The following is a 20299-nucleotide window of genomic DNA, read 5'->3' on the forward strand; positions in this document are numbered from 1 at the left end:
CTCTTTTCTTTATCTTGAAGGTTTTTGTCCGTAATACGCATGTGTTCCATGTTTTCTCAAATAATGTTTATCTAAAATCACCTGCGGAAGAGGCTCCGCATATTCGTTCAATTGCTTTGCAAACAGGTTCATTTTCGCTACTTCATCTAAAATGACACTGTTCGTTACCGCACTTTTTGCATCTTTTCCCCACGTAAAGGGACCATGACCTTGTAGCAAAATACCAGGAACCGCCATGACATCTATCTGTCTTTTCTCAAACGTTTCAATGATCAGGTGTCCTGTTTCCACCTCATACCCGCGATTCACCTCTTCTTCTGTGAGAAATCGAGCGCACGGAACAGGTCCGTAAAATGTATCTGCATGTGTTGTGCCCATTGCTGGTAAATCAAGTCCAGCTTGCGCCCATACCGTTGCCCACATTGAATGGCTATGTGAAATGCCGCCAATTTCCTCAAAGTGTTTGTAAAGAACAGCATGTGTGGCAGTATCGGAAGAAGGATTGAATTCCCCCTCGACCACTTGACCGTCAAAATCGACCACGACCATGTCTTTTGCTGATAATTTGTCATACGCTATGCCGCTTGGCTTAATGACAAACAGTCCACTGTCACGATCGCACGCACTGACATTGCCCCATGTAAATTTCACAAGTCCGTACTTTGGCAGATCTAGATTCGCTTGAAACACTTCTTCTTTTAACCGCTCTAACATACAGGTGCCGCTCCTTTCTGTGGCGTGAGATGTTCTACTGCCGTCTTTTCTATCGGGAGTCCTTCTTGATAGCGCTTTATAAATTCCTCAAAACCTTTAACATCCAGTGGATCAGGATCAATAAGCTCTTCTAATGTATGGGCAAACACTTGATGCTTGAGAAAATGGCTCAGTGTTTGCTGCTGGTGATTGAGCATATATGAAGCAAGGACCGCCATCCCAAACGCACCGCCTTCTCCCGCAGTTGATACGACGGATACAGGTGTCCCGAGTGCAGCAGCGACCATTTTTTGCCCAACTATCGGTGTTTTAAATAAACCGCCATGTCCTAGTAAGCGATCAATCTTGACTTGTTCATGTGCTTTTAAACGATCCATCCCAATTTTCATTGCGCCAAATGCAGAGAAGAGATGCGTCCGAATGAAATTAGCAAGGGTAAACCGGCTTTGAGGAGATCTAACAAAAAGAGGTCTTCCTTCTTTTAGTCTCGTAATATTTTCACCAGAATAATAGCCATAGCTTAAAAGCCCGCCCCCATCATGATCTGCTTCTAAAGCTTGATTTAATAGAGTTTCGTACAATCTTTCTGTTTCAACTGGCTGACCCATTGCTTCAAACGCTTCTCTGAATAGATTCATCCAAGCGTTGAGGTCACTTGTACAATTGTTGGCATGAACCATCGCGACTGGCAGGCCATCTGGTGTCGTGACAAGATCCACTTCTGGGTACACACCTTTTAGATGATGCTCTAACACAATCATGGCAAATACAGATGTCCCAACTGAAATATTCCCAGTTCTCTTTTCCACACTGTTTGTTGCGACCATTCCTGTTCCTGCATCACCCTCTGGTGGGCAAAAAGGGATACCTGGCTGCAACTGTTTGCCTTGGTCTAAAATCGCTGCTCCAGCTGCTGTTAACACACCAGCTTCTTCGCCTGCTAAATAGACGCGCGGCAAAAGATGACGAAGCTTCCACGGATAGCCTTTTTCTGCAATCAATGCTTCAAATTGATGAAGCATCACTTCGTTGTAATCCTTCGTTTTTTCATCAATGGGGAACATTCCCGACGCATCGCCAATTCCGATGGCCTGCTTCCCTGTTAACAGCCAGTGAATGTAGCCTGACAAAGTGGTCACATACTCTAACCGGGACAGATGTTTTTCCTCTCCTAATATCGCTTGATATAAGTGAGCGATGCTCCATCTTTCTGGAATATGAAATTGGAATACATCTGTTAGCTTTTGACTCGCCTCGGTCGTTGTTCCATTCCGCCACGTTCGAAACGGGACGAGGAGTTCTCCTGTATGATGACAGGCGACATAGCCATGCATCATCGCAGATATCCCGATGGAGCCAATGGTTTGAATCGTCACCCCATACAATTGTGCTGCCTGTTCTTTCATCTGACGGTACGCCACTTGAAGACCTGTAATGATCTCAATTAAATTGTACGTCCATATTCCTTCTTGAAGAGAACTTTCCCATTCAAATGCACCTTGCGCAATTGGCTGAAACTCTTCATCTATTAAAATCGCTTTAATTCGTGTGGAACCAAATTCAATGCCCAAAGATGTCCGTCCTTCTCTAATGGCTTTGGCCGTCTTTTCACGATTCATTTTGTTCACCTCCAAGATGATAGCGGTTTCAAATATCTTTTTCATTTGATTCATCTTTACCTGTGCACAAAAACAATATAATATTTGTACGTACATATGTCAATAATAAATATAGTTGTGCATACATAATTAGACAAAAACTTTCATATTCTCTAAGGAACAGACGATAGACACTGTAAGCGCCTGTTTTTGATTAAGCAACCATGTTAGAATATGTTCATACAAGTTCTTCTCAACCCGAGTAGAGGATCAACTGTGAAAGAAGTGAAACGATGAAAAAGAAGTACCAGATCATTATAGATGATATAAAAAGCAAAATACTGACAGGGGATTACCGGATCGGGGAGCGTATTCCAACCGAATCAAGCTTACAAGAGATGTATCAAGTAAGCCGGCATACGGTGCGAAAAGCCATCTTGGAATTATCGAGTGAAGGTTTTTTACGAAGCGAAAAAGGCTCAGGCACATTTGTCACCAATCAATATCAAACAAAACCTGCTGGACATGCTCATATGAAAACGATTGGCGTCATCACCACATACATATCCGATTACATTTTCCCGTCGATCATTCGGGGCATCGAAAGCCGATTAAATGAAGAGAACTATTCTTTGTTACTGGCGAGTACAAATAACGATGTGGAGCAAGAGAAAAAAGCGCTTGAAATGATGCTGTCCTTTGGTGTGGACGGATTAATTGTCGAACCGACAAAAAGCAACTTATATAATCCAAACATTTCGTACTACCTATCCTTTAAAGAGCAGGATGTCCCGCTTATTATGATCAATGCCTACTATGAGCAGTTAGAAGTTCCCTTCCTTTGTTTGGATGATGTAAAGTCCAGCTATTTAGCGACAAAGGAGCTGATCACCTCTGGACATCAGCACATTGGACTGATTTCAAAAACAGATGATTTACAAGGAAAATATCGAATGAAAGGCTATATTCATGCACTCGGTGAAGCGAAGCTCAATTTCCTACCAGAACATGTCCTTTTTTTCGATACAGAATCGAAGCAGTATTTAGGGGATCATATCAAAACCTTTTTACAAGCGCACCAGCATGAGCTAACCGCCCTTGTTTGCTATAACGATGAAGTCGGGTTAGAAGTAGCAAATGTATGTAGTGAAATAGGTTTATCTATTCCAGATGATCTTTCCATTATTGGACAGGATAACTCGTATATTGCCCAAAAAAATGCCCATGTGAAACTGACAACGCTGACACACCCTCAAGAGCAAATGGGACGAGATGCGGCAGACTGGATGATTAAAAAAGTACAAGGGAAAAAGAATCTCCCTGATCAAACATTTTATGAGCCTGAACTCGTTCCTGGTGAAACGATTAAAGCGCTGAACGCAAGAAAAAATGAGCCCTCTTCATAGAAGGCTCATTTGACTTTAGGCTCTTGTTCAAGCATATTCATCACATCATAGGCAATTCGGTCGGGAGAATCTTGCGTGATACGATTGCGATAGTTAGACAAGACGACTACTCCTGTTTTTGAATGCGGGCGTAAGCCCATGAAGCTGGAGAAACCAGAAGTTGCCCCATTATGGCAAATCAACCCCGTATCATCTATGACCCACCCGAGTCCCATTGACATGTTTTTCCCTATCTTTACCTTTGGTTCGTGGGTCATTTTCCATGGAGAAGCGGCGTCTGCACTCATGTGTGCAGAGAGAAATGAAAGCAAATCAGTGATCGTCGACCGAATCGCACCAGCCCCTTGGTAGTCTTGCATCTGAAGCGGAGGAACCTCTTTTCCATTCTCTTGATGACCGAGGATCATCTTCTCTTTGACGTCCTCCTTGATCGTAATAAAGGTGTTCGATAGTTTCAGCTCATCCACGATATATTCAGTCAGCAACTCTTCATATGTTTTGTGAAGAGACCATCCCATGATCAACCCGAGGAGCCCCATCCCTACATTGGAGTAACGAGATGGGTATTCTTTTCGCTCATTCCATTTTTTCGAGTGTAACAGTTTCATTAATTCATCAAGGGAGTATTGACAGTACATATCTCTTCTCACTTTTGGAAGGAACCTTAGTTGTAAATCTCTGAGAAAACGATGTGAAGGAAGTCCAGACGTATGGGTTGCCAGCTGTTCCAATTGGATGGGGTGATTCTTTCTTATTTCGGGACAATACAGTGAAATGGAATCGTCTAGCTTCATCTGCCCTTTTTGAATCATGCTTGCCAATATACTTGTCGTAAAGACTTTTGAAATAGAGCCGATTTCAAAAATGACCTCCTCAGGCTGGACGCGCTGCTGTATGGGGTGAACTCCGAAATGAAAAACGTGTCTTTCTCCTTGATGAATCAGGCCGATCACGAGCAGTGCCTGTTTCTTTTTTTCCGTATAAGAAGAGGCAATTCGCTGTACTTCTTGTTTGAGCATCATCAATGGATCATCATCCTTCCCCTTCATTTTGATCTACAATCAATTGATCAAGCTTTGTATAAATGGATGTCAATGTGTTGATCTCTTCGAGGCTTAATTTTGAATAGTATTTTTCAATGATCGCAAGTTCTATCTTTCTCATATTCTCCAAGTACGTCTTTGCCTTTTCAGAAAGTTCAACGTGCAATTCCCGGCGGTTTTGCGGGTTGATGCTGCGGCGAATCCATTCTTTTTTTTCAAGCGTGTTTAATAACTGGCTCACAGCACTTTGGGTGATGCCTAGTTGCTGAGCAATTTGAATAGGTGAGCTTCCCCCTTTTCGCTCTACGAAATCAAGGACAATGTGCTGCTTATCAGTTAACTCATCTACAAATAACTCTTCAAACTCTAATCGGAGCTTTTGATTGATGCGCGCTTCGATTTGGTTTAATTCTTGGATCATCGTTGTTTTGGATGTCACTGTCATCACCTTTATAATTAAGATAACTTAAGTATAAAGGTGTCTTTATGATTAATCAACAAAAATCCCTATCTTTTATTAAAGATAGGGAAAATGCCGATTATAATTCTTCTTTTGGCGAGGGCACTGCACATACGCCATCTGCACATGCTTCTTCAAATGAAGCATCAGCCGCTTTCTCCGTTTGCGCTGCCTCTTCTGTCCAAGCCGTTTCAAGTGCACGAAGGAACGTATCTGCTGGCTGTGCACCAGCAACCGAATATTGATCATTGATCAAGAAAAAAGGCACAGCAGAAATCCCGAGCTGTCTTGCTTCTTTTTCGTCTTCTCGCACATCGTCTGCAAATTCTTGCCCGTCTAGAACCTTCTGTACTTCGTTCTGATCAAGGCCTGCTTTTTCTGCAATATCTAAAAGGGTTTGACGATCACCAACATGCTTTCCATCTGTAAAATACGCTTGAAACAGCTCTCCCATGACGAGATCGCCTTTTCCCATTTTTCCAGCATATTGAGCGAGCTGGTGGGCATCAAAGGTGTTTGTCAAAACGAGTGGATCGAATTGAAAATCGATTCCTTTCTCCTTGCCCGCCTGTTTCACCTGTTCATTCATCGCGATGGCCCGGCTGCGGCTCATGCCATATTTTTTGACAAGCATATCATGCACATCATAATCCACTGCAACAGGTGCATTCGGATCAAGCTCAAAGCTTTTAAACTCTACTTCTACCTGTTCTTTATGAGGGAATTGCTCAAGCGCTGTTTCCAACTGTTTTTTTCCTATATAACAAAAAGGACAGGCGATATCTGACCAAATTTGCACTTTCATCTTCATCTTCCTTCCACTGCTTACGTTTTTTCTTTCAAGATGTAACTATTATAGTTACATCCATTCCTTTATGTCAAGTGATCCTTCTTTTTAAGTACCATGTAATAAAAAAACCTTTCCTTCAAAAAAGGAAAGGTTTTCATCACGGCTATTCTAAGTTCGCATGGTGACCGTACATTTTATGGGTGTCGAGCTCTTTCAATTCCATCAATCTCAAGATGACCGCATCGTACATAAGAAGCAAAGTTTGCTCAAATAATGAGCCCATCGGCTGAATCGTATGATGATTTCCTTCATGTTGATCCTTTGGCGCACCTGAAAGTAAGATGACTTCATCCGATAGATCAGCTATAGGTGACTCAGCTGAAAGTGTGAACGCCGCGACACTTCCGCCAATCGCCCTTGCCTTTTTCGCGAGCACAAGCAGCGTCTCTGTTCGGCCAGAACCGCTCCCTACAATCAATAAATCCTCAGATGTAAAAGCAGGCGTATTCGTTTCACCGATCACATAAGCTTCGACACCAATATGCGTGAGTCTCATCGCAAACGATTTCCCCATCAAACCAGACCTGCCAGCCCCTGCGACGAAGACCTTTCGAGCCGCTAAAATGCTTTTGACAAGCTGCTCTGATTGTTCGTCTTGAATAGCGGGCGAGTGCTCAGAAAGCTCGCTTAGAATTGCTCTCACATAGTCACTTGTTTTCATGATTGTGCAATCAACTGCTTCATTTGCGCAGCCACTTCTGCTTTATTGTCTTGAGCCGCAATGCCGCCGCCGACAATAATCAAATCTGGATTTAATTTGACGACTTCAGGCAATGTATCAAGCTTAATACCGCCTGCAATCGCTGTTTTCGCCTGTTTGACCACTTGTTTAATGGTCATGAGGTCAGCAAATGAGTTTTGACCAACCGCTTGCAGGTCATAGCCTGTGTGCACACAAATATAATCTACCCCAAGCTCATCCAGCTCTTTCGCACGGCCGGCGATATCTTTGATACCAATCATATCGACTAAAATTTGTTTCCCTCTTGCTTTTGCTTCTTTCACCGCTCCTTGGATAGACATATCTTCCGCTGCCGCAAGAATGGTGACGATATCCGCTCCAGCTTCGGATGCCTGCTGCACTTCATAACCGGCAGCATCCATAATTTTGAGATCCGCTAGCACACGTAAATTCGGAAACGCCTGTTTGACTTCTTTTACAGCACGAAGCCCTTCGTTGATCACAACAGGTGTCCCAATTTCCACCACATCAATAGACGCTTCTACTTCTTTGATCAGCTCGATCGCTTCTGGTATATTCACTAAATCTAACGCTAATTGTAATTTCATGAACGTTCACTCCCGTTTTTTCATCTCATCTTCAAGAGCTCTGTGAATAGGGCTTCTTGAACGATGAAATGAGTATAACAACAGGATGGAAGCAATCCAAGTACGCACTTTTTTTTTACATACTATACTTTTTCGCATATGGTTACAAAAAAGACACTGTCTTTTCGACCAGTATCTAAACGTACTGACAAACCCTCGCATTCGGTGTCAAGTCTGTGTTGTGATGCCGCTCCAGTACTCGTCCTTCCTAAACTGCAAAGGTTTTCAAGTCACGCTAAAAAGAAAACAAAGAGCTAAAATAAAATGATTTTAGCTCTTTGTCTACATCTATCGTCTTTCTATTTATCATCCTTTAAAAAATTGCTGTCGAGATATTGTTTGCCCCAATCATACATCGCCTCTAAAATCGGCATTAAGCTTTCTCCGAGTTCCGTGAGAGAATACTCAACCTTTGGCGGGACGACAGGATAAACCTCCCGGTGCACAATGTGATCTTCCTCTAATTCTCTTAGCTGATTGACAAGCATTCTTTGCGTAATTCCAGGCATTAACGACTTTAACTCACCAAACCGTTTTGTCCCTTCTCTGCCAAGGTGCCATAAGATCAGCATTTTCCACTTCCCGCCGATAATATTCAGCGTCAGCTCTTTTTCGCAATTGAACACTTTATTTTCCATTCTTGATGACAACGACATACACTCCTTTAATCTCAAACCACTTTATCATATACTGAGGCAAAATGGATTGCCCTAGCATACAGTCTTTGTTATTGATTTTGTTTTTTGACGAAAGCCATCACAGCCTTTGTCATCTCTTGCGCTTCTTTTGGCGCTCTGTCAGATCCAAACCATTTATTTAAATCACTGTGGCTCAGCGAATGAACCCGAAACACAAAATTAGAGCCTTTCTCATGATTCAGTTTTTCTGCAAATCGGTACACCTCAGGATTTTCCCAGCCTGTAACCAAATAGACAGGAGGTACATTCTTTTGATTCATATAAGTGACAGGTGATGCCTTTGTCCAATTCTCCTCTTGTTTGCCAAAGACTTTTTTATACGAGGGAATGGCTTGTATAAATTGATTGATGTTTAACGGTCCATCTAAAATCACGATGGAATTGATCGTTTTTGGCGACAACCCCACACGTTTTAAGTAGGTCGAATCTGTGGCAACCAGCGCCGTCAAATGACCGCCCGCTGAGTGACCCATGACATTGATTTTTGACGAATCGATTTGATATTCATCTGCATGATCCTTGACCCATTTAATAGCGCTTGCCGTATCATCTGCCATCTGCTCGTAGTTGGCATCAGGGTGAAGCCTGTAATTCATTGAAACAAACACATACCCTTGACCCGTAAAATAATCAGCCTTTGAAGCGACTCTATTCTTATCGCCGCCTGTCCAGCCTCCGCCATGGAGATAGATCATGACTGGATGCTTCTTCTTTTTGTCTTCATCTTTTCCCTTTGGCATATATATATCCAGTGTTTGCTGTTTGTTTTGTGTGTCTGCATAATGGATGTTCGTCGTCGGCTTAGGCTGGTTGAAACGGAACACAAAGAATGCGCATACCAATAATCCAGCGATGACCGCCGCAAATAAGAGCCATTTCATGATTCGATTCAATGTCATTGCACCTTTCTGTGTTGGGATGGGGAAGACTGAATGTCCAATAAAAACTAGAATCGTCTGTTAAGTACAAACCTTTGATTTAAACAGAAGGTAGATTGGTGAATTTTAGATATATGTCGGCTTGAATCACAGATTCAAATGGGTTGTGCACGTCAATACAATAGATCAAGTCGTAATGTTCATTATACTCTTTAAAGTAGTGAAATTCATTGATTTGCTTTAGATGCTTGATATTGAAATCGGGATTTGTTTCTGGATTTTTTCATCTAAAAAACCATGTCATCGTTTGTCCTCCAGAAGGTTATTGTATAAGTGCAATGATTCGTTTTCTTGTTTCTTCATGATATTGAACATAGGAATGCAATAAAGGATACGATTCAAGGATGTGTTGATACGTTTTGATTTGAGGATATTGCTCTTCAAATGACTGACGCAGCACGTTTAACTGTCTTTTCGGTATTCGTTTATGATCGATCACAAGACTTAAGCTGCCTGCAACAAGTGAAAAAAACATAAAAATCATCTGAATATATACCAGTTTCCTCTTCAAAAGAGACGATTTCATCTGGATAAGATGAATCTAATAAGTATTGATAACGTTGTTTTAAATCATCGAATAAACCTTGTTTATCTCGGCTGATTTTCATGGACCTTTCTCTCAATGTTTATAATCAAACACTCTCCTAACGTATTTTTCAGAATGAACTCTATTCTTAGAGTGTCACAGAGTTTTTAAATATTCTTCAAATGAAATAAAGTCCGCTTTTTTTCGAAATTCGCTTAAGATTATCTGATCTCCTGTAAAAATAACATCTGTCGAATCAAAAAATCCGATTTCAAACATAGCTTGAGGAATAACGGGTGTATAATTCACGTTCCAATATCGTTCATTATCTTCAATTTGAGGTATTGAACTAATATTCAAATGATCTATATGACGAGGCAATGCGGTCAAAACAGCGAAAATAAAAGAATAAGAATAGTAGTTTAGGAATTTTTTGAAATGTTCACCCTTCAGAAATAAAAAATCCTTATAATCCAGCATGACTTCTGAATGAGATTGATTATTCCGATCATGAAGCAATGAGAGTGTCACATCACTTATGACCCAATGATACTCTTCTACGTTTAAATTGATTTTCTTTATTAATTCATTTACTTCGAATAAATTTTCTTCTTTTGCTAATACGATTCTCATTACTTGTTCCACCTCATCAATTTAAAACATCAGACGAAACTAAAAATATTCTAAAGTATCAAAATCTAACCACAGTTTACAATCAGTGTTCGTGTTTACATTGAATGAAATCTAATCTAAAAATATACAGAAATATAAAAATATAAATAAAATTAATTAGTTTTAATAATTTCGAATGAGTTCCTTTTTAAAATCGTCAGGAAGTTTTTAATTCGGAAATAACTGAATTTCACTCTAATACGTCATTAATATATATTCATCTTCATGATTTAAAGCTAGATTTCTTAACACCACCAACTGTCAGTGATAATAATCAATGACACTCTTTGAACAAGAAATACTTTGGTACTTTTTAAAATTTGAGCAGAAAATGTTTATATATTAAAGTCCCCCTTACTTAAGTAAGGGGGATATAATTCCCTAATACTTCATACTTTTAAGACACTAAGAACTTTATAATCTTCACAATAGAATTTAAAGGTCTGTTCTTCGAAATCCTCAACTAAATAGTTTAATCTTTCCCAACCTTTGTTAAGTTTTGATATGTTAAAACTTAATATCGATTCTTCATGAAAGTCTAAATCTTTTATTTCAATAGATTTAACATTTATAAACTTTAGATGTATTTCAAAATTTTCTTTTGAGTTTTTATATGGTATGTTTAATTCGATTGACTTTATTTTTTCATAGGCTTCATTATAATCTTTGTAATAACGAAATTCGTTCAATTGCATTAAATGGATTACATCAAAATCTCTTATATATTTTTGAATTTTACTATCTAAATACCAATCCATTTCATTCACCTCCAAAAATTATATGTTTTTTTCTTACCTCTATCTCCATAGCCCTTTTTATAAATAAATTCATGAAGATGTGGTTTTGAATGGGTTTTTGGCATTCCATGATCAGAGTGATCGACTCGATATTTCTTACGGCCGAACTTATCATATATTACAGTCGATTTCTCCTTTCTACCTTCTTTTAATCGATAGTGAGTGACCCGACTATTTGGCTTCCCCACAAAAGATGCTTTTCTACTCCAATAGCTGTCCGGTACAAACCTCTTTTTAGTTCTTATATGACCTCTATATTTTCCACCTTTTTTCTTCCTTGAAAGTTTATAAGACTTCTTCCCAACACTAAATACCTTTTTCGCAGCCTTTAACTTTCCACCACCTACAAATCCTGATGCGGCTGCAACTGCTGCACCTTTCCAACCTTTTCCTGATTTATAAGCTTTGTATCCATCATATACCGCAAATCCTGCATTGACAACAAACCATACCCAATGACCATCCGGGTCCACATTCATGACTGGGTTGTTGTTTCCATAGGTATATCCGTTTTGATCTAGTGCATCTCCATCGCTTCCTGGGTCTGGGTCAAGTGATAGGAATACGCCATTTTTTGGTTCATAGTAGCGGGCGATTAGATAGTAAAGTCCTGTTTCTTCGTCGAAGCGGTAACCTGCATATCGATATGGGTTGCCTTTTACTTCTTCATCTTCTTTTACTTTTGTTGGAACGCCCCATGTATCGTATTCGTACTCAGCAACGATTTTTCCTGCACTATTTGTGATGGCTATGACATCACCGTGTGCATTGTAGTGATAGAAATATTTTTTCCCGTTTTGCGTGAATGCAAGGAGTTGTCCACTCTCACCGTATGTGTATGCTTTTGTGACTACGTTATCTTTATCTGTTTCGTATAAAACATTCAGGCTATCGCCGTCATAAAAGTAATTGGTGACTTTTCCATTCACTGTTTTTTGAATTCTGTATCCACGCTCATCATATTTGTAAGTGACAAATGGCTTGTCTTCGCCTTTTTTCGTGATGGCCGTTATGTTATCTTCTGCATCCCATTCATAAAGGAATTGCCCGTCAGACGTTCGGTTGCCATTTTTGTCATAAGTTAAAGTCTCATCATTTACCTTTGTCAGTTGGTTCATGATGTTGAATGATGCGTTGATTGTTTTTTTAGTGCTATTTTTTTCAATCGTAACGGTTTTTCTGTTTCCAAACCCATCATATGTGTACTCAATGACCGTGCCTTCTGGATGAGTTTCTTTGATCAATTGATCTAATTTTCCATATTCATAACGAATCTTCCCATTGCTTCCTTGATCAATCGTTATTCTGTTTCCATTTTGATCATATTCGTAAGCTTCGTTTAAGATCGTTGCCCCTTGGCTTGTTCCAATGTGCAAATCATTAATTAAATTGCGCTCATCATAAGCAAAACTAGCACCACTGCCGTTACCTGTAATAAAGGACTGAACATTTCCATTTTCATCATAATCAAACGAATACGTAGAACTCGAATCCTTCATCTGCGTCATTTGATCAAGCTTATTGTAACTGAATTGGTTCGTCCCTTTTTGATTTCCGTGTGTCCATTCAAAGGATTTTAGTTTATCTGAATCGGCTGGATACGTCCAAGTTTGGCTGCTGCCACGCTCTGCTAACTTTGTGATGCGGTTTTGTTGGTCGAACGTTCTGTTTTTGGTTGTGTTTTGTTCTTTGTTGACAACCGTTGTTTCGTTTCCGTTTTTATCATAGCTAAAGTTATATTTTTCTGTTCCATTGTATGACTTGGATTTCACTCGGTCTGTTCCATCATACGTGAGAGACACTTCATGTCCATTTGCAGAAATGGTTTTGATCAAGTTGCTATTCGCATCATATTCACTTTTCAACACATTCCCTAATGGATCAATGGTTTTTGTCAATTTACCCATCAGATCGTATTCAAACTGATACGTCTGATCTGACTCTGCACGAATGGTTTTCGACCGTTCATTGCCCTCTTTATCATAGGTTCTCACAATGGATGTCCCGTTAGATAAAGTGATTTTCTTTAGTTGATCAGCCTGGTCATATTCAAATGTTGTTTTTTCGCCTTTCGCATCTGTTTCAGAAAGTTTTTTGCCTGTTTCATCGTAGGCAGATTGAGATGAGTAACCAAGCTCGTCCTCTTCTTTAACTGCATAGTTCCCTTTTTCGTCGTAAGTGGTTTTCGTTAACAGACTACCTTCTACTAGACGGATATCATCAAACCAAGCCGTGCCAGTCGCGCTTTTTTGGAAAACAATCTGAACGTCGACTTTTTTCAATGGTTTTGTTTTTGGTATGACAACCGCCGCTCGGTTCCATTCCTGTGTACCGGTTGGGAATTTCGCATTAAATGTTCCTGTTGTGCCATCTGTATACGTAACGAACGCTTGAAGTGAGTAATCATTATCATTTGAGGCTTTGACATTTTCAGCCTTAGACATCCCAGTCAAGGTGACATACACAGATTGATCATTCGCACTTTGTTCAATCGGTACAGATTGTTTATAGATGGCATTTGCTTGAGTTGAAGAGGTTCTGGTCATTTTTAACGAAACGTCATCGTTAAAGCCTTCTTCATTATCTAACGAACCACCTGACCCACTCCAGCTTGTTGTTTTATCCGTAAAGGAATTATTTTTGACTGGATTATAACTTGATGAAACTTCGCCTTTTTCCAGCTGAATCTCATCGAACCAGGCTTTTCCTTTTCCAGCCCTATCTCGATGATCCACTTCCATATAGATCACAGCTTTACCTGCATGAGATGGCGTCGTAAACGTGACTTGGCGTTTTGTCCAATCGTTTTTGCCTGATAATGTGCTGTAACCGTTGCTGATCCATTGAATTCGTTTGTTGTTTGTATCTCTTAAATCGATGTTAAAAAATGCTCTTGCTTTTGTTAGCTCTGTCTTTATTTTCCCACTAAGTGTATACGTCGTATTTGGCTCTAGTGTCACTTCTTGAGTAGCAGAAGAATAGCCAAGTTCAGTTCCTTCAGTGGTCGACTGTGAACTGACCTCTAATACTCTGCCGCCAGATAACGGACCACTTTTCCCAGCTGTTTGCGCTAATTTCCCATCATCCTTAGATGCTGTAAGCTTCCAGCCAGTTAGCGTATCTTCAAAACTGCCATTTTTCAATATACTCGCACCTGCAGCAAGTTCTTTACTCGTTTGTACCAAATTCCCGTACGAATCATAAATACTTGCTGAAGACATATTTCCACTTTGATCCGTTTCAGATACAGCATCTAATCCATCGTAGGCGATATCTGTAATATCTCCTTCTGTATCTTTCACTTTAGTAACATCATTGTTTTTGTTATACTCGTAGGTTTCTGTCCCGTAAGCATCTTTCGCCAGAATGACGTTGCCATTTTTGTCATACGAATAGCTTTCTGTAGCTTTTCCTTTTTCTACATCATTCGGATCCGCTTCTTCAACGATTTGATTTCCTTCATATTTGGTTTTGGTCGTAATCTTCAAACCTTCCGCATCATCTACAACTTGAATCGGGTTGGCTGCTTCATTATACGTATACTGTATTTTCCGACCGTTTGGCTGCGTCAGCATGAGTGTCTTTTTAGACATATCATATGCATACTCAAAGGTTTCTTTTTTTGCATTGATCGCTTTGACTAAACGGTGATTTTCATATTGGTATTCTGTAAAAACAGGCTGATCTTCTGTGCTGTTTTGAGAGAATTGTTTAATCAATTTTCCTTCTTTGTCGTATTCATATGAGATACTCGTTCCATCTGAATCAATGACTTTTACTAGTAAGCCTGCATCATACTCAAATGAAAGTTTTTTCCCTTTTGGTCCTTGAACCGAGGTGATATGACCATCTTCATCATATTCCATCGTTATTTTTCGGCCAGATGCATCTTCCATTGATATGAGCTGATTGTTTTCGTTATATTTGTATGTCGTTGTATTTTTATGTCCATCTACAATCTTGGTGATTTTCCCACCGTTTTTACTAAAGTGCGCAAAGGTTTGATCCTTCGTTTTTAACATGTATTCATCTTTTGATTCCGTTAATTCAAGGAAAATACCGGTTGGTGGTTGATACGTACCATCTGCTTTTTTTGTAAAAACATGAGTTGTGGCATCCTCATCAAGATAGATGGCACCTTCTTTTGTTGGCGTGATACTAGTTTCTACATCTGCGTACCACCCTTGTCCAAACAGGTGGTCAGCTGCATCTAAACTGTTATAAGTTCGACCAATTCCAAGTCCCGGTCCTCTTCCATCAATCGACATTTCTTCTTCACTGACAATCACATTACCAGTTGCACCATTCAGCTGACCGTCTGGTATATCAATAATCGACCAGTAATCCTCTATTCCAAGGAATTCGGCACCTTCATGGAATGTCGGGTTAAAGGCTGGTGTTGGAATGGTTTCTCCATTTGCATCGTAAGCGGAAAGGGTAAAGGAGTAGTTCTTGCGTCCTTTATAATTTCCATTCGCATTTTCATAAACTGGTGATGGGTCTAGCGCTAATTCCCCGCCTTTACCATCTGTATGAAGCACATATTTCCCACTTGTAACTTCAGTAGGAGTCGGCCAAATATTCTTATTTTGTGTTGTCCAATGATCGACATCACCAACATCAAATGATTGATATGCCTTACCATTATAGATGTTAATTTTATATCCTTTTGCATTTTTTACTTTGTCCCAATGTAAATTGATATAACCTGTTTGGCTCTCTTTCGTATTCGTATAAGCATATCCAGATAAAGCTTTTGGTCTAGATAGATCAGGTAAAGTTGGTCCAGATGGCGGTGAAGCAATAGCTTCTCCATCTTTATTGTAGGCAATCACTCTGAAGGAATAATGTTTTTGAGCCGCATCTCCTCCAGCATTTTTATAAGTCGCACCAGGATGAATTGGAAGCTCAGCCCCTTTTCCATCTTGGAGGTGCAATGCAAATTTACCTGCTTTAATTTCAGCAGCTGTTGGCCATACTTTTTTTCCTTTTGTTGACCATGATGTTTGATTACCGAGATCCAATGTCTCATAGCTTTTCCCATTAAACATTTGTATTTTATAACCGGTCGCACCGGAAACTGAAGTCCAAGAAAGATCAAAGTAACCTGTTGCGTTATTATTATTAAATCCTTTTGTACTAGGTGCTTTCGCTCTAGCCACATTCGGCACGACAGGTTTTACTTTTGCTGACATTGCGCCTTCACCTTGGTCAAAAATCGCACTTACAGCTACCCAATAATTTTTGCTTGTCGCATAATTACCACCTGAGTTTTTGTAAACCGGGGAAGGATCAACTGCTAATTCTGTCCCCCCTTTTCCATCTAAATGAAGTTTATATTTCTTAGCTGCAATCTCACTTGCTGTCGGCCAAATATTCTTTCCTTTTGTACTCCATGATGCTACATTTCCAACTGAAATGGCTTCATATTCTTTTCCGTTGTATAGCCACACTTTGTAACCTTTTGCGCCAGACACCTTTTTCCAACTTAAGTTTAAGTAACCTGTCCCATTTCCATTACTAAAACCTTTTACAGTTGGTGCATTTGCTTGTGGAATCGTATACGTGACTTCAATGACTGGTTTATTGGTAGAGTTTGTTGATGAGATTATTTTTTTCCAATGGTCTTGTCCATTTCCATTAGCATGTAATTTAAAGCCATAGTTAGCTGTTCCGCTATTCCAAGCTTTGATGGTCGATGTCACATCATAACTCGCCCATTGTCCTTTATATACGTTGGCCTTACCGATGTTTTTAGAACTTGGTTTATTGTTCCATGTTAGCTTTGTCTGATCATAGTTGGCATTCACTGTATCAAGCCAAAGACCAGTTGCTTTCGTCCCGTAATATGAATGAGCAACATACGTTTTGAGCGTCGCTTTTGTTACATTCATATTTTGAATCGGTTTGAATGAATTAAACTTCATGAACGCGTAGTTTGTACCAGTTGTTTTATCATAATAACCGGTTTTCAGGACATAACTTTTCAGATTAGCATCCCATTTTTGCGAAGATGTTGAATAGTTTGTTGTTGGGTATGCACTCATAATGAATGTGTCTGATGAAACAGATAAAGAAGTCGATGGATCGATAGACACAGGATAAACTCGTTCAGGATCCTTAAGCCATTTCTCATCAGCAGTTACACGAAGTAAATAGCCATCATCTTCTTTTTGCAATTCAAAGCTCACATCTTCTGATCGAGCCACTTCGCCTGACTTTTCATCTAGATTTGAATCGGTCATAAACGGTTTTGGAACTTGAAAAATGGTCTGTTTTTTCTGATCAAAGAATCTAATAGAACCATCTTCCTCAATTTCTCCAGTTAGATCTGTCTTTATTTTAAATGTAAAAGAATTGTAGCCATCATATCGTTTGAGTACAATATCTTCTTTGATATTTTCATTAAAAGTAAATGATCGTAAATCAATATGTGGAAATACCTCTTCGTATGTAAGTTCGTTGGTGTTTTCTTTAAATTGTGCAGAGGTATCTTTGGAACGAATTTCTGATTTGTTTGTTCCTGAAGCTTTTAAAATTGAAAATTCAATTTGATGCTTCTTGTGTTCGAATGTAGCATAAAGCCCTTGCTTCATTTGTTTTTGAAAGGTTGAATCTAACCTTGCATTTTCCGTTTCTATTTCTTTTTTCGAAGTTGCTTTTAACTCTGGAGAGATGTCCTCCCACTCAGCATCTGGTGACTCTTTTATATGAATGGGGTCAGGATATACTTCTTGCGTAAATACTCCCTCTCCTTCATAGAAAAGTTTGCTATTGGCTGTTCTTTCCGAAAGAACTTCTCCGTCTTTACCAATTTCAGCTTCATCAATCCCTGCTATTTCAAGGGTTTTTGAATCGTCTGTTTCTGGCATGCTGTTATGACTTGATTTTGTATTTTCTACATGTTCTTCTGCAAAAATGTCAGAAGGTAACATTGATATAAGCATCACAAAGGCCAGAAGCGCTGCAATATTTCTTCTCCAATTTACTTTTCTTTTTAGATTCATATTAATCTCCTTATCATATATTTGTAACATTTGTAACAATACGTCATATATCATAATATATTTGAGATAACGTTTCAATATTTTTCTAAAAATATATCATCCTTTCAAACTAACCCAAGTATCATCTTTTTATCAATATATCCCCAAATTCACTCATAAAAAAAGCACCCTAAACGGATGCTTCTACCAAATGATATTTTTTCAAAATACGATAGGTGATTTCTTTTGCTTCTAGTCCGGTGCCTTCTATATTTGTGGCGAAGATGTAGGTTTTGTTTTCATGTTTGATGAAGCCTGCGTACCAGCCGATTCCTGATCCGGAGCCTGTTTTTCCGTATAGCGTGGTGTGTTTCTCTTCTTCTTGTATCATCATTCGTTTGACGGTTCTCATAACCGATAGGTCAAATGGGAGACTTTCTTCATATAGCTGTTTAAGGAAATGAACTTGTTCTACTGGAGAAATGCGCAACGTACTGCTTAGCCAAAATTGATCGATTCCGCCAGATATGTCTTGATTCCCATAATGAATGGCTTTTATCCAATGGCTCATGCGTTCTTCCCCGATATCACGCGCCATGGCTTGATAATACCAGACGACTGAATCTCTCATGCCAGAGCCCAGTGTATGGTCCTTATTCCAGTTATCAATCTCTCTTTTTACTCCGTCCCAATATTTGATGTCGTATTCATCTTTAACTGCGCCAGTTTGAAGTCCGATTAAGGCATTTGCTATTTTAAACGTTGATTGTGGTGCAAAGCGCTTGTTCGCTCTTCTTTTGTTATACACCCATGGTGATTTTTCTTTTACTTCTTGAATCACAAATGTGCCTTCCCGATCTTTCATGAATTCATCGACGGACCATTTTGGAGATGTTCCTTCACTTGATGCTGGCTCGCTCATACAAAGTGCTGCAAGCATCACGGCAGCAATCAGCCATTTCATCTTCTTTTTTTGCAAACAATCACCCTCTTTGCTCATGATTGCAATTGATTGTAGCATGCTGACTGATCAGAAATAAGAGCCGCTCGTCCTCTTTTTCAATAAAAAAAACCGGTTTTATCCGGCTTTCTGTTTATTGTACGTTCAATTTTTTCTCTTCAATCGCTTGCTTTGCAATTTTTGAAATTGTCATATCGTCCATTGGTGGGTTATGAAGGCCAGCACGAATGTCTCGATAGTAACGTTGAAGCGGGCAGCTAAGGTTTAAGCTTTTTGCACCGACTAAACGCATGGCTTTATCGACCACTTGCAGACTATCATTAACGACTGTATGCTTCACAGCACCGAATTCATTGATTAACAGCTCTCTTTTCTCTGGCTGCTCATATAATGTTGTCGTTGAATAGATGACATGGCGTGCTTGCTTTAGTAGTAAATCAATTTCGCCAATCAGTGTTTGGACATTTGGCAGTTCGCTAATCGTTCCGCTAATACTGTTCGGTGAATGGGTGATGGCATACTGAACAGCATAGTCTCTTGCCGCTTGCGCAATCCCTAAATAACAGGAAGGGATATGTGCGATCCAAGGATTCAGCATACCGCCCCGAGGTCCTTTTTGCACTTCAACCAACATGTCATCTGGGACTTCCACTTGATCTAGAATTAAATCATGGCTCTCTGTTCCTCTCATGCCAACAACATCCCACGTTTCTTCTATAGAAACACCTTTTGTATCACGGTGAATTAAGAAGAAGCCCATCGCTTCTTTTTCTTCGATCCATACACCGACGAGAAAGTATGTGAGTGCTGGTGACATCGTTGTGAATGTTTTCCGGCCATTGATCACCCAATGATCTCCTGATTTCGTTGCAGTTGTTCCAGGTTTGCCTCCTCTTGTTGGACTCCCTGTCTGCGCCTCACTGACGGCCCGGTTCACAAGAGCCCCATTTTTGATTTCTTCAGCAAAAAATTGCAGCTGCTTCTCATTCCATAGTTTCTTTTCATAAATTTCACCAACAACTCCTTGGTGCCAGCCGATCGATAAGGCAGTTGCTCCATCCATACTTCCTAGCGTTTCTTGAAAAAGGACCATATCCTTTACAGATTGACCCCCGCCCCCGTACTCAACAGGCAGAGACAACGTTGTATAGCCCAGTTCTACTAATGATTCGATATTCTGTTTAGGAAAATAGGCACCCTCATCATGTTCTTTTGCAGAATGTTCGATCGTTTCACGAAGGGATTCTAGTTGATTTAGCCAATTTTTTTGAAAATCTGTATCGACAAATAATGCTTTAGACAAAACGTATCCAACTCCTCT

16 protein-coding genes are annotated in these 20299 nt (G+C 39.7%); 1 reads left to right on the forward strand and 15 read right to left on the reverse strand.

Annotation, left to right across the window (positions count from 1 at the left end; translation table 11 throughout):
* Positions 1–9 precede the first annotated feature (9 nt).
* Together MHI41_RS12050 and MHI41_RS12055 are read right to left on the reverse strand one after the other, a co-directional pair.
* Positions 10–714 carry an L-ribulose-5-phosphate 4-epimerase gene (locus MHI41_RS12050; RefSeq protein WP_007501382.1) on the reverse strand — a complete coding sequence of 235 codons (705 nt, stop codon included), beginning with the start codon at positions 712–714 and terminating at the stop codon, positions 10–12.
* Positions 708–2333: an FGGY-family carbohydrate kinase gene (locus MHI41_RS12055; protein ID WP_342494213.1), complete on the reverse strand. Its 1626-nt coding sequence runs from the start codon at positions 2331–2333 to the stop codon at positions 708–710. The genes MHI41_RS12050 and MHI41_RS12055 overlap by 7 nt, the downstream gene beginning before the upstream one ends.
* Before the next feature lie 272 nt (positions 2334–2605).
* Here MHI41_RS12055 and MHI41_RS12060 point away from each other — a divergent pair, with 272 nt between their 5' ends.
* Positions 2606–3718: a GntR family transcriptional regulator gene (locus MHI41_RS12060; RefSeq protein WP_206113974.1), complete on the forward strand. Its 1113-nt coding sequence runs from the start codon at positions 2606–2608 to the stop codon at positions 3716–3718.
* A gap of 5 nt (positions 3719–3723) precedes the next feature.
* Here the strand turns inward: MHI41_RS12060 and MHI41_RS12065 are convergent, their stop codons facing one another.
* The 13 genes from MHI41_RS12065 to MHI41_RS12125 form a co-directional block, all read right to left on the reverse strand.
* Positions 3724–4740, reverse strand: a complete 1017-nt coding sequence (locus MHI41_RS12065) for a serine hydrolase (RefSeq protein WP_342494768.1) — start codon at positions 4738–4740, stop codon at positions 3724–3726.
* Positions 4741–4750: 10 nt separating this feature from the next.
* Entirely contained in the window at positions 4751–5206 is a 456-nt protein-coding gene (locus MHI41_RS12070) for a MarR family transcriptional regulator (RefSeq protein WP_317327662.1), read from the reverse strand.
* A gap of 94 nt (positions 5207–5300) precedes the next feature.
* Positions 5301–6026, reverse strand: coding sequence for a DsbA family oxidoreductase (locus MHI41_RS12075; RefSeq protein WP_017358064.1), 726 nt, complete (start codon positions 6024–6026; stop codon positions 5301–5303).
* Between the two features lie 148 nt (positions 6027–6174).
* The gene (hxlB, locus tag MHI41_RS12080; protein ID WP_035702682.1) at positions 6175–6732 is read right to left on the reverse strand and encodes a 6-phospho-3-hexuloisomerase; all 558 of its coding nucleotides are present in this window, start codon (positions 6730–6732) and stop codon (positions 6175–6177) included.
* The gene (gene hxlA, locus MHI41_RS12085; protein WP_007501390.1) at positions 6729–7361 is read right to left on the reverse strand and encodes a 3-hexulose-6-phosphate synthase; all 633 of its coding nucleotides are present in this window, start codon (positions 7359–7361) and stop codon (positions 6729–6731) included. The genes hxlB and hxlA overlap by 4 nt, the downstream gene beginning before the upstream one ends.
* Positions 7362–7699: 338 nt before the next feature.
* Complete coding sequence (locus MHI41_RS12090) at positions 7700–8038, reverse strand: winged helix-turn-helix transcriptional regulator (RefSeq protein WP_034646559.1); 339 nt, start codon at positions 8036–8038, stop codon at positions 7700–7702.
* A gap of 89 nt (positions 8039–8127) precedes the next feature.
* Positions 8128–8997 carry an alpha/beta hydrolase gene (locus MHI41_RS12095; RefSeq protein WP_035702679.1) on the reverse strand — a complete coding sequence of 290 codons (870 nt, stop codon included), beginning with the start codon at positions 8995–8997 and terminating at the stop codon, positions 8128–8130.
* A gap of 301 nt (positions 8998–9298) precedes the next feature.
* Positions 9299–9520 (reverse strand): YxiJ family protein, encoded by a 222-nt coding sequence (locus tag MHI41_RS12100; protein WP_342494214.1) that lies wholly within the window; start codon positions 9518–9520, stop codon positions 9299–9301.
* A gap of 198 nt (positions 9521–9718) precedes the next feature.
* Positions 9719–10195: a hypothetical protein gene (locus MHI41_RS12105; protein ID WP_099496628.1), complete on the reverse strand. Its 477-nt coding sequence runs from the start codon at positions 10193–10195 to the stop codon at positions 9719–9721.
* Positions 10196–10623: 428 nt separating this feature from the next.
* Positions 10624–10992, reverse strand: coding sequence for a hypothetical protein (locus MHI41_RS12110; protein ID WP_099496629.1), 369 nt, complete (start codon positions 10990–10992; stop codon positions 10624–10626).
* A gap of 5 nt (positions 10993–10997) precedes the next feature.
* Entirely contained in the window at positions 10998–18038 is a 7041-nt protein-coding gene (locus MHI41_RS12115) for a DNRLRE domain-containing protein (protein ID WP_342494215.1), read from the reverse strand.
* A 169-nt stretch (positions 18039–18207) separates the two neighbouring features.
* The gene (gene blaBPU / locus MHI41_RS12120; protein WP_035390929.1) at positions 18208–18996 is read right to left on the reverse strand and encodes a BPU family class D beta-lactamase; all 789 of its coding nucleotides are present in this window, start codon (positions 18994–18996) and stop codon (positions 18208–18210) included.
* 115 nt (positions 18997–19111) lie between these two features.
* Positions 19112–20281 carry an acyl-CoA dehydrogenase family protein gene (locus MHI41_RS12125; protein ID WP_282833829.1) on the reverse strand — a complete coding sequence of 390 codons (1170 nt, stop codon included), beginning with the start codon at positions 20279–20281 and terminating at the stop codon, positions 19112–19114.
* Between the last annotated feature and the right edge of the window lie 18 nt (positions 20282–20299).

Origin of the sequence: Bacillus sp. FSL M7-0307, assembly GCF_038627835.1 — a bacterium.
GTDB classification, from domain to species: Bacteria; Bacillota; Bacilli; order Bacillales; family Bacillaceae; genus Bacillus; species Bacillus altitudinis.